12 protein-coding genes are annotated in these 12,534 nt (G+C 75.3%); 6 read left to right on the top strand and 6 right to left on the bottom strand.

The genetic code is table 11. The features are described from left to right. Positions 1–15 precede the first annotated feature (15 nt). Together AFB00_RS22450 and AFB00_RS22445 are read left to right on the top strand one after the other, a co-directional pair. Positions 16–906, top strand: coding sequence for an SURF1 family cytochrome oxidase biogenesis protein (locus AFB00_RS22450; protein WP_068798835.1), 891 nt, complete (start codon positions 16–18; stop codon positions 904–906). A gap of 558 nt (positions 907–1,464) precedes the next feature. Beyond that, positions 1,465–2,121, top strand: a complete 657-nt coding sequence (locus AFB00_RS22445; RefSeq protein WP_068798834.1) for a hypothetical protein — start codon at positions 1,465–1,467, stop codon at positions 2,119–2,121. Between the two features lie 26 nt (positions 2,122–2,147). On the opposite strand, the gene AFB00_RS22440 is transcribed toward AFB00_RS22445, so the two are convergent. Beyond that, positions 2,148–2,927: an alpha/beta fold hydrolase gene (locus AFB00_RS22440; RefSeq protein WP_231974033.1), complete on the bottom strand. Its 780-nt coding sequence runs from the start codon at positions 2,925–2,927 to the stop codon at positions 2,148–2,150. Positions 2,928–2,931: 4 nt separating this feature from the next. Further along, the gene (locus AFB00_RS22435) at positions 2,932–3,885 is read right to left on the bottom strand and encodes a cobalamin biosynthesis protein (protein WP_197519621.1); all 954 of its coding nucleotides are present in this window, start codon (positions 3,883–3,885) and stop codon (positions 2,932–2,934) included. Positions 3,886–3,936: 51 nt separating this feature from the next. On the opposite strand from AFB00_RS22435, the gene AFB00_RS22430 reads away from it, so the two are divergent. Further along, positions 3,937–4,566 carry a flavin reductase family protein gene (locus tag AFB00_RS22430; protein WP_068800567.1) on the top strand — a complete coding sequence of 210 codons (630 nt, stop codon included), beginning with the start codon at positions 3,937–3,939 and terminating at the stop codon, positions 4,564–4,566. 4 nt (positions 4,567–4,570) lie between these two features. Here AFB00_RS22430 and AFB00_RS22425 read toward each other — a convergent pair whose 3' ends face one another. Next, complete coding sequence (locus tag AFB00_RS22425) at positions 4,571–6,274, bottom strand: AMP-binding protein (protein WP_068798833.1); 1,704 nt, start codon at positions 6,272–6,274, stop codon at positions 4,571–4,573. Between the two features lie 193 nt (positions 6,275–6,467). Between AFB00_RS22425 and AFB00_RS22420 the strand changes: the two genes are divergently transcribed. After that, on the top strand, positions 6,468–7,115 hold the full coding sequence (locus tag AFB00_RS22420) for a hypothetical protein (RefSeq protein ID WP_068798832.1): 648 nt from the start codon (positions 6,468–6,470) through the stop codon (positions 7,113–7,115). A gap of 218 nt (positions 7,116–7,333) precedes the next feature. Further along, positions 7,334–7,744 (top strand): SsgA family sporulation/cell division regulator, encoded by a 411-nt coding sequence (locus AFB00_RS22415; protein ID WP_068798831.1) that lies wholly within the window; start codon positions 7,334–7,336, stop codon positions 7,742–7,744. A gap of 21 nt (positions 7,745–7,765) precedes the next feature. Here AFB00_RS22415 and AFB00_RS22410 read toward each other — a convergent pair whose 3' ends face one another. Next, a complete protein-coding gene (locus tag AFB00_RS22410; protein WP_068798830.1) occupies positions 7,766–8,272 on the bottom strand; it encodes a DUF5709 domain-containing protein in 507 nt (168 codons plus the stop codon). 161 nt (positions 8,273–8,433) lie between these two features. Between AFB00_RS22410 and AFB00_RS22405 the strand changes: the two genes are divergently transcribed. Beyond that, positions 8,434–9,015 carry a TetR/AcrR family transcriptional regulator gene (locus AFB00_RS22405; RefSeq protein WP_068798829.1) on the top strand — a complete coding sequence of 194 codons (582 nt, stop codon included), beginning with the start codon at positions 8,434–8,436 and terminating at the stop codon, positions 9,013–9,015. Here AFB00_RS22405 and AFB00_RS22400 read toward each other — a convergent pair. Further along, a complete protein-coding gene (locus AFB00_RS22400) occupies positions 9,005–9,985 on the bottom strand; it encodes an SDR family NAD(P)-dependent oxidoreductase (protein WP_068798828.1) in 981 nt (326 codons plus the stop codon). The two genes, AFB00_RS22405 and AFB00_RS22400, sit on opposite strands and share 11 nt — an antisense overlap. Positions 9,986–10,047: 62 nt before the next feature. Continuing rightward, positions 10,048–12,126: a hypothetical protein gene (locus AFB00_RS22395; protein WP_068798827.1), complete on the bottom strand. Its 2,079-nt coding sequence runs from the start codon at positions 12,124–12,126 to the stop codon at positions 10,048–10,050. Positions 12,127–12,534 lie beyond the last annotated feature (408 nt).

The following is a 12,534-nucleotide window of genomic DNA, read 5'->3' as shown; positions in this document are numbered from 1 at the left end:
GGCTACCCTGGCCCGGTGCGTTTCCTGCTGCGTCCCGGATGGCTCGCCTTCATCGGCGTCGTCTGCGCGTTCGTGGTCGTCTGCTACACGCTGCTGGCGCCGTGGCAGTTCGGCCGCGAGGCCGAGCGGGACGCGCAGAACCGGGCGATCGCCGCGGCCGACGCGGCACCCGCGGAGCCCTACGCGCGGTTCGTCCCGGCCGGTTCGGGTGTCACGGCCGCGGACGTGTGGCACCGGGCCGAGCTGACCGGGACCTACGAGCCCGCCGCCGAGACCCTGGTCCGGCTGCGCGTGGTCGACGGGGCGCCCGCCTACGAGGTGCTGACGCCGCTGCGGCTGGCCGACGGCAGGCTGGTCGTCGTGAACCGGGGGTCGGTGGCGGCCGGTGAGGGCGCCTCCGTCCCGGACTTCGCCCCGGCACCGCCCGGCGAGGTGACGGTCGAGGGCAGGCTCCGGCTCGACGAGAACGACCCGCAGGGCCGGGCCCCGCTGTTCGAGGGCGGCACCCGGCAGATCTACGCCGCCGACTCGCGCGCACTCGCCGCGGCGACCGGGACGACCCCCGTCCCCGGCGTCGTGTCGCTGGAGTCCGGGCAGGCCGGCGTGCTGACCCCGATCCCGGTCGAGCCGCCCGGCGGCGGGGCGCCGTTCAGCAACTTCTCCTACGCGCTGCAGTGGCTGACGTTCGGCGTGGTCGCCCTGGTCGCGCTGGTCATCTTCGTCCGGCTGGAGCTGCTGCAGCGCCGGGGGAAGCGGGAGCGGACGGGCTCGCTGCGCGACCAGCTCTCCGGCCGTGACGGCTACGGCGCCACGCAGGCCGACGCCGACGCCGGGTCGCCGGGCGCGGACGGGACCGGCGCCGGGGCCCCCGCGGTGCCGGAGAAGGGGCACACGCCCCGGTCGTGACCGGCCTCCGGCGCTTCCCGCGCGGTCTCGGCCCGGGGTCGCCCTGCGGAACCCGGGCTGTGGACCGCCCGAGGCGACGCCCCGTGTCCGGAGCGGGCTCACGTGTCCGGCCGGATTCGGTGCCGGCGAAGCGGCCGGCACCACGCACCGGACCCGCACGACGCACGGGATCCGTTGTCTCGCAACGAGTTTGTTCGCCCGCACCAGGCCCGGCCCCGTGCGGCAACGGGATCCGGTGCGAGGAACGGAACCGGGTACGACCGAGCCACGGCAACCGTGCGCCGGCGACGGCGAGGGGCGCGCGGCGCGCCCGTGCACGGCGACGCCGAGAGCGGCCGGTGCCGGACCGGCGGTGGCCGGACCGGCGGTGCCAGACCGGCGGTGTGGGACCGCTACACGCGCGGCCCGGGCCCCGGTCCGGACGAGCGCGTCCCGTCGTCGGATCACCCGTCCGGAGTGACCGTCGCCCCGCCGTTGGCCGCCGACCAACACACCGTGTTAGTGTCGCCACCAGCGACCAACACAGCGTGTTGGTCGACCGCGACCCACGGGGGAGACATGCTGAAGGACTGGCGGCGACGGCGAGCCGTGCAGCGGGTGAAGGGCGGCGACGGGCGACCGCTGAAGCCGTTCCGCTGGTGGCAGGTGATCACCGGGCGGGCCCTGCTGCACCTGCAGCTGACCGGTCACGACGGGCGCCCCGTCGTGTACTCGGTGGACGTCCGCTACCACGGCGACGGGGAGGACGGCCGGGTGCGCGCCCGGCTCTACCGCGACGGCCGCCACCACGCCGAGTCCACGGTGCCCGCGGTGCTCCCGGTCGAGGGCGGCGCGATCGAGGTGGCGACGAGCGGCGTCGGGGTCAAGCGCTGCCACTACGTGACCCACGACGGCGTCGCGCACCAGCTCACCCCGGACCCGAGGTCCGGCGAGGGGCGCCGGGCCGGCCTGGAGCGCAACCACCCGGGCGCCAGCCGGATGATCGGCGCCGTCTCGGTCGTCCTGCTCCTCGTGGGTGTCGGGCTCAACCTGGTACAGCTGCTCGAACCGCTGTCCCGGATCCCCCCGATCGCCGAGAACATCGGCGTCTTCGTGTCCCCGATCCACCTGCCGCTCTGGCTCAACATCGCGCTCGGCGCCGCGGCCGCGTTCGCCAGCTGGGAACGGGCGCTGCGGCTGCGCTACCACTGGCTGCTCAACGCCGCCGGGACCTGACCCGCCGCTGCGCCGGCCCGGCGACCTCAGTGCGCGGCGGCGCGGACGATCTCCCGGCAGGTGGCGAGCACCTCGTCCGGATGGGACAGGTGCACGGCGTGGGTCGCGCCGGGCCAGCTGCGCAGCTCGCAGCCGAGCGCGTCGGCGAGCCGCCGGTGGGCGCGCCGGATCCCCGAGGTGGGCTTGCGGTCGGCCGTCACGACGGCGGCCGGGACCCGGGGCAGCCGCGACTCGTCGAACGTCGCGGCCAGCTCGGCGAGCCCCACGGCCGCGTCGCGCAGCCGTGCCTGGTCGGTGTCGACGATCCGGCTCAGCGCCGCCCGGTGCGCCGGGCCCATCCGCGCCCGGTCCGCCTCGCGTCCGGTGCTCCACCGCATCAGCGCCCGCAGCACGGAGCGGCCACCGGGGACCCCGTCCAGCCGGGCCATCACCGCGACCGAGCGCTCGGTCGTCCGCGCCAGCGCCGGGTCGTTGACCAGGGAGCTGTCGAGCAGGACGAGCCCGGCGACGTCCTCGGGATGGTCGTGGGCCAGCAGCGCCGCGACCGCACCCCCGAGGCTCTGCCCGATCACGACGACCGGTCCCAGCCCGAGCCCGGCCAGCGTCGCGTGCACCGCCGCGGACGCGCCGGCCAGGGTGCCGTCGATCTCGCTGGTCCCGGTGCCGGGCCGGTCGTGCAGGACGACCCGGCAGCCGGGATCGGCCACCAGTCCCTCGGCCAGGCCGGGGAAGAATCCCTCGACGGGCTCCGCACCGCCGGGCAGCAGCAGGACGGCGGGGCCGTGGGTTCCGAGTACGCGTGCCACGGCGTCAGCCAACCACGTCACCGGTCCGGGCCGCCGCCACCGCGACCGCCAGCACCCCGGCGGCCGCTGCGACCGCCCGGGACAACCGAGCGGCCCGGTGCAGGTCGGCGACCGAGGGCGCGGCGCCGTCGCCCAGCACCGGCCGGTGCTCGGTGCCGTGTGCGTAGGAGGTCGCCCCGCCGAGCCGCAGGCCGAGCGCGCCGGCCGCCGTCGCCTCGACCGGGCCGGCGTTCGGGCTGGGGTGCCCGGCCGCGTCCCGGCGCCAGGCCCGCACCGCGGCCCGCGGGTCCCCGCCGACCAGCGGCGCGAGCGCGACGGTGAGCAGCGCGGTGATCCGCGACGGCACGAGGTTGGCGAGGTCGTCGAGCCGGGCCGACGCCCACCCGAAGCGCAGGTACCGCTCGGACCGGTAGCCGACCATCGCGTCCAGCGTGTTGACCGCGCGGTAGCCGAGCAGCCCGGGGATCCCGGCGACGGCCCCCCACACCAGTGGCCCGACGACGGCGTCCGAGGTGTTCTCGGCCAGCGACTCCACACCGGCCCTGGCCATCCCACCGGCGTCCAGCGACAGCGGGTCGCGCGAGCACAGGCTGGGGATCCGAGCGCGGGCCGCGGTCGTGTCGCCCGCGTCCAGTGCGCCGGCGAGCGCGGAGCCCTCCCGGATGAGCGAGGTGCCACCGAGCACCGCCCAGGTCGCCGCGGCGGTGGCGGCCGCGCCGTACCCGGGACCGCCGCGCCGCAGCACCCGTTCCACCAGCACACCGGCGGTCACCGTCGCGCCGGTCAGCACCGCGGTGTACCCGGCCCCGGCGATCCGGGAGTCGCGGTACACCCGCCGTTCCAGGGCGGTCGCGACCGTGCCGAGACCCGCCACCGGGTGCCCGCGGCGCGGGTCGCCGAACACCAGGTCGGCGAGGACGCCGATCGCCAGCCCGGCCGCCCGGGCGCGTGCACGCACCCGACCACGGTAGATCGGCGGCGCCCGCCACGGCCGGGCAGGATCGTGGCCATGCGCACGGACCTGACACCCGACGGGATGGGCGCCCGCCCGTTCTACAAGCTCCTCACCAGCGTGGTCGTCCCCCGCCCGATCGCCTGGGTGTCCACCCGCTCCGCCGACGGCGTCGACAACCTCGCTCCGCACTCGTTCTTCACGGTGTCCTGCGTGGACCCGCCCATGGTCCAGTTCACCTCGGTCGGGAAGAAGGACTCGCTGCGCAACGTCTCCGCGACCGGCGAGTTCGTCGTGTGCCTGGCCGGCGAGCCGATGTTCGAGCGGATCAACGCCACCGCGACCGACTTCCCCGCCGAGATCAGCGAGTTCGCCTCGGCCGGGCTGACCCCGGAACCCAGCACGACGGTCGCACCGCCGCGGGTCGCCGAGTCCCCGGTCGCGCTGGAGTGCGTCCGGCACGCGATCGTCGAGCTCGGCGACTCGACGGTGGTGATCGGCCGGGTCACCCACGCCGCGATCGACTCCGACGTCTTCACCACCGACGAGCGCGGCACCAGCCTCCCGGACGTGCGCCGGCTCGCCCCGCTCGCCCGGCTCGGCCGCAACGAGTGGTCCCGGCTCGGGGAGGTCGTGGAGATCAGCCGCATCCCCTACCAGGACTGGCCGGGGCACTTCGAGGGCTGAACCGTCAGAGGGTGTACTCCGAGGACGGCCGGGCGTCCGGGTCGGAGTGGATCTCCTCCTCGCGCCCGCGCAGCTCGACCCGGCGGATCTTGCCGGAGATCGTCTTCGGCAGCTCGAAGAACTCCAGGCGCCGGACCCGCTTGTAGGGGGCCAGGTTGTCGTAGGCGAACTGCAGGATCTCCCGCGCCGTCGCCTCGTCCGGCTCGTGGCCCGCGGCGAGCACGACGTAGGCCTTCGGCACCGCGAGGCGCACCGGGTCGGGCGAGGGCACGACGGCGGCCTCGGCGACCGCCGGGTGCTCGATCAGCACGCTCTCCAGCTCGAACGGGCTGATCCGGTAGTCGCTGGCCTTGAACACGTCGTCGGCCCGGCCGACGTAGGTGATGTAGCCCCGCTCGTCGCGGGACCCGACGTCGCCGGTGTGGTAGTGCCCACCGGCCATCGCCTCGGCGTTGCGCTCCGGGTCGTCGGCGTAGCCGACCATCAGGGCGACCGGGCGGTGGTCGAGGTCGAGGCAGATCTCGCCCTCGTCGCCGACCGTCCCGGAGGACGGGTCGACCAGCGCGACGACGTAGCCCGGCATCGGCCGCCCCATCGAGCCCGGCTTGAGCTCCTGGCCGGGCGGGTTCCCGATCTGCAGGGTGGTCTCGGTCTGCCCGAACCCGTCGCGGATCGTCCGGCCCCAGGCGCGCTCGACCTGCTCGATGATCTCCGGGTTGAGCGGCTCACCGGCGCCCATGACCTTGTCCGGCGGCGTGGCCAGCGTCGTGAGGTCGGTCTGGATGAGCATCCGCCACACCGTCGGGGGCGCGCAGAAGCTCGTCACCCCGCACGAGTCGAGCACGCCGAGCACGGACTCGGCGTCGAACTTCGCGTAGTTCATCACCAGCACCGTCGACTCGGCGATCCACGGTGCGAACACGTTGGACCAGGCGTGCTTGGCCCAGCCGGGCGAGGAGATGTTGAGGTGCACGTCGCCGGGCTGCAGCCCGATCCAGTACATCGTGGACAGGTGCCCGACCGGGTAGGAGACGTGCGTGTGCTCCACCAGCTTCGGCTTCGAGGTGGTGCCGGAGGTGAAGTACAGCAACAGCGTGTCCGACGCCGAGGTGGGCCCGTCCGGGGTGAACGCCGGGTCGGCGTCGTAGGCCTCGCCCGAGAAGTCCCGCCAGCCCTCGACCGCACCGCCGACGGCGATCGGCGTGTAGTCGCCGTCGACGTCGTCGAACTTGGCGGTGTCCCCGGCCCCGACGACGACGTGCCGGGCGCCCCCGCGGTCCACCCGGTCCTGCAGGTCCGACGAGGTGAGCAGGGTGGTCGCCGGGATGACGACGGCACCCAGCTTCATCGCCGCGAGCAACGTCTCCCACAGCTCCAGCTGGTTGCCGAGCATCAGGATGATCCGGTCGCCGCGGGCCACGCCCTGGGCCCGCAGCCAGTTCGCCACCCGGTTCGACCGCTCCGCCAGCTCGACGTAGGTCCAGTGCGCCTGCGACCCGTCCTGCTCGACGATCCACAGTGCCCGGCGGGCGCCCCGCTCGGGATCGGCGGCGACGACGTCGAAGTGGTCCAGCGCGAAGTTGAACTCGGCGAGCTCCGGCCACCGGAAGTCGCGGTAGGCGGTGTCGTAGTCCTCGCGGTGGGCGATCAGGAAGTCGCGGGCGGCGAGGAACTCCTCCGTCGCCGTGCTACCGGTGGCAGACGCCATGGCTGTGCACCTCGTCGGGCTCGTGCGTCGCGCCGGGGCGTTCCCCGGCCGTGTCGCGGGCGACCCTAATCACTCCGGCCCCACGGGGCAGTCCCTGCGCCCGTGGTCCTCGCCGCGGGACGGGGCACCGATCACCGGATCGTGCGGGCGCTGTGACGCGCGACAGCACGGTCGCCGACCGTATGGTTCCCGCGTGTCCGTGCCGAACCTGCCGAAGGCGACCCCGGGTTCCGGGAGCGTCGACGGCCCCGGGCTGCGTCCCGGCCCGCGGCTGCTGCTGCGCGGGACGTCCGTCGGCCTGGCCCTGCTGGTGCTGGTCCTGCTGCTCGCCGCGTGCGGTGGCGGACCGCTGCCCGCCGCCCCGCCACCGAGCCCGGCCCCGCCGCCCACGACCTCGTCCGCGGCACCGTCGCCGACGTCGGCGAGCCCGGAACCCGAGGCCGCGCCGAGCACGACCCGCACCGCCCCGGAGGCCGCACCGCCGGCACCGCCCGCCGGCCGTCCCCCAGGGAACGACGGCGGGGGCGGCGCCGCCCGCGACGGTGCGCCGGCCCCGGCGGCGGGTCCCCTGTGGCCGGCCGGGGACGCGGCGGCCGCCCGGCGGATGCAGGAGCAGGCCGACCGTGGCGGCGACCCGTGGCTGCTCGACCCGGAGGAGGTCGCGATCTCCTACGTCGGCTCCGAGCTCGGCTACCGCAACCCGAAGCTGACCTGGATCGACACCGGCCGGTTCGACATCGCCGAAGGGCGCTCGCCCGCGCGGGCCACCGTGGTGCTGGAACAGACCGTCCGGCCCGGCGACGGCGGCGTCTGGCTGGTCACCCGGGTCGACCGGCACTGATCGACCCCGCCTCCACCACGGCCGGTCGCCGCCCGAGCACGCTCCGGGCACATCGACACGCCTGCCGAACCGGACGGCTACGCTCAGGTGAACATCGAATGGCTCGAACGGGTGAATCCACCCGGAAAGTGCAGCGCCGGGGCGGGCGCGGACGATGGTCATCGTGAGGCGGTCGCACACCGACGGCGACCGGGCGGGGCTCTGGAAGGGGCGGCACGATGACCAGCGACTCGATCCAGCAGGACGTCTTCACCGTGCTGCACGGCCAGCCGTCCCCGATCGTCAGCCGCTGGCTGTACCGCGCGTCGGACCCGTTCGCGATCTCGTTCTCGGTGCGCCGCTCCGGCGACCGGTGGGTCGAGTGGCTCGTCGCCCGCGACCTGGTGATCGAGGGGCTGACCACGCCGACCGGCATCGGTGACATCCGGCTGGCGCCGCGCCGGATCGACGGTTACGACGTGGTGGAGATCGAGATCCGCTCCGACGGCGGCTCCGCCGTCCTGGAGGTCGACCGCGACCTGCTGGCCCAGTTCGTCGACGGCTCCCTGGAGATCGTCGATCTCGGCGAGGAGAACGACCACCTCGACATGGATGCCGCCATCGCCCGCGTGACCGGCAGCGCCGCCTGACCGACGGCGCCGCCGGGTGCCTCAGCTGCGGGCGTCGCGCTCGGCGTCCGCCGCCGCCTCGTCCGCGTGGTCGGCGTCCTCCGCCAGCTGCGCGCTGACCTCGGGGTCCCCGGTGGGGGTCTCGTCGAGGACCGGCTCGACGGCCACGTCGGCGTCGTGCACCGCGGCCTCCTCGGCGCTCGCCGCGCCGCCGTCGATCCCGACCTCGACGGCCTCGACGTCGGTCGCCGGGTCACCGGCCGGCGAGTCGGTCGCGCTCACCAGCCGCCCGGACCGGCCCGGATCGGTCGCGAGCGGCTCGTCCGGCAGCTCCTTCGCGAGCCGCTCGTCCAGGCTCTCGCCCTCGCGTTCACCGGCCGGGGTGACGGCGTTGTCCTCGACCCCGTACGGCCGGTCCGGCGGGACGTAGCCGGAGTCCAGCGGGTCGCTGTCGGAAGGACCGGTGAGGGCCTCGTCGGTGTCCAGCTGCAGTGCCGACGCCATGTCCGGCGCCTCCGGCTGGAACTCGTTCTCCTCGCCTGCGGCCATCAGGTCCTGTCTCCCTCGGTGTTCGTCCACGGTTCACCGCGAGGTACCCGCCGCCCTCGCCGATCATGCGCCGGTCGTCGGGCGCTACCGTCCGTCCGTCGGATCCGCCGCCACGAGCCGGGACGCCTCGGCCGAGGCCGACCGAGAGGAGCACCTGCCCCGTGACCGCCGCACCTCCCGCCCGTTCCGGCGAGGCGACCCGGCAGGCGCTGCTCGCCGCGGCCGCCGACCTGTTCACCGAGCACGGCTACGACCGGACGTCCGTGCGGGCGATCGCCGAGCGGGCCGGGGTGAACCAGGCGCTGCTGTTCCGCCACTTCGGCAGCAAGGACGCGCTGTTCACCCGGGTCGCGGCGGAGCGGGCCCTGCTCATCCTGAACGGCGGCCCACCCGAGCAGCTGCTGGAGCGGACGCTGCGCTCGATCCTCGAGGACGACGACGCGCCCGCGCACGACCTGTTCGGCTCGCTCGTCCGGTCGGCGGGGACCTCCGAGGCGGCCGCGGCGGTCCGGGCCGAGCTCGCCGGGGCCTACACGGCGGCGTTCGCCGCGCTCGCCACCGGCGCGATCGACCGGCGCGACGCCGAACTGCGCGCGGAACTGCTGCTCACCTGGCTGCTGGGGCTCAGCCTGGCCCGGCCGCTGCTCCCCGACGGCGCGATCGGCACCACCGACCCGGAGGCCGTGATCGCGCACCTGACCCGGGCCGCGTCGGCGATGCTGGAGGGACCGGTCAGCCGGTGAGCCGGTCCACCTCGGCCAGGAACCGATCCCGCTGCGCCGCGGTCTCCTTCGTGCGCGACAGGTAGTGCGCCGGACGGACGGCCCGGTCGTGCCAGAACCGGCCGGTCCCGATCGCCGCGGCGGGGGCCGCGGCCAGCCAGACGGCGGTGTCCGCACCCTGGGCCGGGGTCCGCAGCACCGGGCCGACGACCCGGTCGAACAGCGGCAGTGACCCGGTGACCCCGGGCGTGCGGGCCCAGCCGGGGTGCATCGCGTGCACGGTGATGTTCCGCGGCGCCAGCTCCTCGGCGAGGCTGCCGGTGAGCACGACCTGCATCCGCTTGGTGCGGGCGTAGGCCGCGGTGCCGCCGTAGTCGCCGCGGGCGAACTGCAGGTCGTCGTCGCGCAGGGGCTGGGCGTACATACCGCCGGAGGACACGAAGATCACCCGGGAGTCGGTGCCGGTGCGCGTCGCCCCGGCGGCCAGCGTGTCGGCCAGCAGGCGGGTCAGCAGCAGCGGCCCCAGCACGTGCACGGCGAGCGTCAGCTCGTTGCCCTCGGACGTCTCGGACCGCTCGGCGGGGAGCAGCCCGGCGTTGTGCACGAGCACGTCGAGCGTCGGCACCTCGTCGGCGAAACGGGCCGCGAACTCCCGGACGCCGGCCAGTTCCCCGAGGTCGCAGACCTGCACCGGGACCCGGTCCCGGGACAGCCCCGGGACGGCCTCGATGATCCGGTCCTGGGCGGCCCGGCCCTTGTCCGGCGAGCGGACGAGCAGGTGCACGGTCGCACCGAGCCGCACCAACCCGGTCGCGGCGGCCTCCCCCAGCCCGCCCCCGGCGCCGGTCACCAGCGCGGTCCGCCCGGCGAGGGAGGAGCGGCGCGGGTCGGCGCGGTCGCCGGTCCAGCTCCGGCGCCGGATCAGGTGGCCGATCCGGGAGTAGCCGGGGATCAGGGTGCGGTCGAGGACGGTGTCGAGCAGGCTGGGCACGTCGACGATCCGACCACAGGGCGGGCGTGGGCGCGCGGTGATCTCCGGACGGCGCCGGTCCGTCAGCCTCCCAGCCCGGGCCCGGAGACATACGGAATGCCCGGCACGTTCGCCGTCGGCAGCTTCGGCACCGCGTTCGTCACCGGGTCCGCGGTGGAGATCCGCTCCATCTCCCCGCAGCTGGACAGCGAGTAGCTGAGCGGGTTGACCGGCAGCGCGGTCGCGGAGTCGACGCCGTGCTCGACCTTGCGGATCGACATGGTGCCGCCGGTGAGCTTGTACATGTTCCCGGACGGGTTCGGCGCCTCCAGGGTGCCGTTGCCGTTCTCGTCGACCTCCCACTCGCCGACGGTCTGGCCGCCGGGCACCGGGTTCGTGCCGTCGAGGATGCACGGGTTGTTGTTGGTGGCGCTGGACGTCGCACCGTAGAAGAAGCTGACGTAGCGGGCGTCCGGGTCCATCCCGGTGGCGGTCGCGGTGACGGTGTCGTCGTCGACGCTCGCCCGCCCGTTGACGCCGTCGGTGTTCTTCGAGTCCAGGCTCACCTCGGTCGGGCCGTTCCCGGGCCCGCCGACGACGCCGGCGATGTCCGGCAGCCCGCCCAGCCCGGAGTAGTCCGGGAGCCCGGCGACCTCGGCCACCCCGGACAGATCGGGCAGCGGGCCGTCGGCGCCGGTCAGCGGGGAGGTGTCGGGCAGGCCGGCGATCTCGTTCAGCCCGGCCAGCGCACCGCTGGTGGTGACGCCGGGGACGTCCGGCAGCTCGTCGGTGCTGCCGTCGGTGACGCCCGGGACGGACGGCAGCTCGGGCAGCGACGGCAGGTTCGCGAGGCCCGCGATGCCGGCGCCGTCCGCGGTGCCGGGGAGACCGCCGACGTCGGTACCCGTGTCGGTCCCGATCGCGCTGCCCGCGAGCCCCGCGACGCCGTTCACCAGCGAGTCGGCCGGTCCCGCCCCGGGGACGCCGGTACTCGCGTCGGCCAGGGTCTGCGCCGGGTCGGGCAGGGTGGTCAGGGGCTGGGTGGCCGCGTTCAGGTCCGGTGCGTCGCCGAGCCCGGAGGTCAGCTCGTTCAGGCCGGGGACCGCGTCGAGCGGGCCGGTGGCGTCGTCCTTCGACCCGGCGGACGTCGTGCCGTCCGCCCCGGAGCCGTCGGACGCCGGGACGCCGTCCTTCCCGGGGGCGTCGCCTCCCCCGGTGCCGCTGTCCTGCGAGTCGTCCGCCGCGTCGCTCTCCGGTCCACCGGAGCCGGACACACCCGAGATCGCGTCCAGCGGGGAGCCGTCCTGGCCGAGCACACCGGTGACACCACCCAGGACGTCGGTCGGTGCTGCGCCGCCACCGGGCAGTCCGGACAGGCCGGCCGTGTCCGTGGCTTCGGTGTTCGAGCCCCGATCGGCCGCACCGTCCGAACGTTCGGATCCCGAGCCCGTGGAGCCGGAGTCCTCGGTACTCGATCCGCCGGAGTCGGACCCGCCGGAGTCGGCGCCCTCGGAGTCGGCGCCCTCGGAGTCGGCGCCCTCGGAGTCGGCGTCCTCGGTCTCGGTTCCGTCGCCGCCGGATCCCGTGCCGTCGGGGCCGTCGCCGGTCGATCCCTCGTCGTCGGAGTCCCCGCCACGCGACTCCGTCCCCGTCGAGCCCTCGTCCTCGGAGTCCTCGCCGGTCGAGGCCGCCGTCACCGCGCCATCACCCGTGCGGTCCGGCTCGGTGGCGTCGTCCCGGTCCTTGCCCTCGGAGCGCTCGGTGGCGTCCGATCCGGAACCGTCGTCGTCGCCGGACTCCGAGCCGGGCCCGTCCTGGGCACCGTCGGCCTGCTTCTCCTCGCCCGGCCCGGAACCGGTCGCCGAGCGGACCACGTCGTCGCCGGTCACGGTTCCACCGGACGACCCGGTGTCGCACCCGCCGTCGACCGGGGTGCTGCCGTCCGGGCAGTCGTCGACCGCCGAGCGCCCGGACTCACCGGAGGTGTCCTCACCGGCGAACGCGGTGCCCATCGTCCCGCCGGAGGCGAGCAGGACCGCGGTCAGCGCGGCCGGGGCCGCGATCCGGCGGGCCGTGCCGGGTGCGGGGGCCGCGTGCCTGCGGCGGACCTGCGGGCGCGGGACGACACGTGTGCGCCGACCGGCGCGGGTGTGCTTACCCATCTCGAGCAGTCCTTCCCCCTCGCCACGACGAGGAGCTGGGGAGCGTCTCGGACGGCCTGCGGCACCGGCGCGGCCGGGTGCGGGGGCACCCGAGGGAGCGGCCGGAGCGATGCCGGATGCGCGGCTCGTCCGGTTGCCGACGGTAGGAAACCCGTGACCGAGAAGTTGCGTTCCTGAGGAGGAATGCGCCTCCGGTGCGACGGCCCGGCCTCCCGGCACGACGAACGACCGCCCCGCTGCACCGAACAGCGCAACGCGATACGACGAACACGCACCGCACTCTCAGGTTCACCGCCGCCCGGCATCCGGCGCCCCCCGGCGACCGGTCGACGCACCCCGCCGCCCCCGCCCCGGCGAGCAGCACGTCGCAGCACGGAGCGGGACGTCGCAGCCACCGCAGGACCTGCG

It is taken from the genome of Pseudonocardia sp. HH130630-07, assembly GCF_001698125.1.
Taxonomy (GTDB): domain Bacteria; phylum Actinomycetota; class Actinomycetes; order Mycobacteriales; family Pseudonocardiaceae; genus Pseudonocardia.
This window is presented reverse-complemented; position numbering and strand designations above follow the sequence as displayed.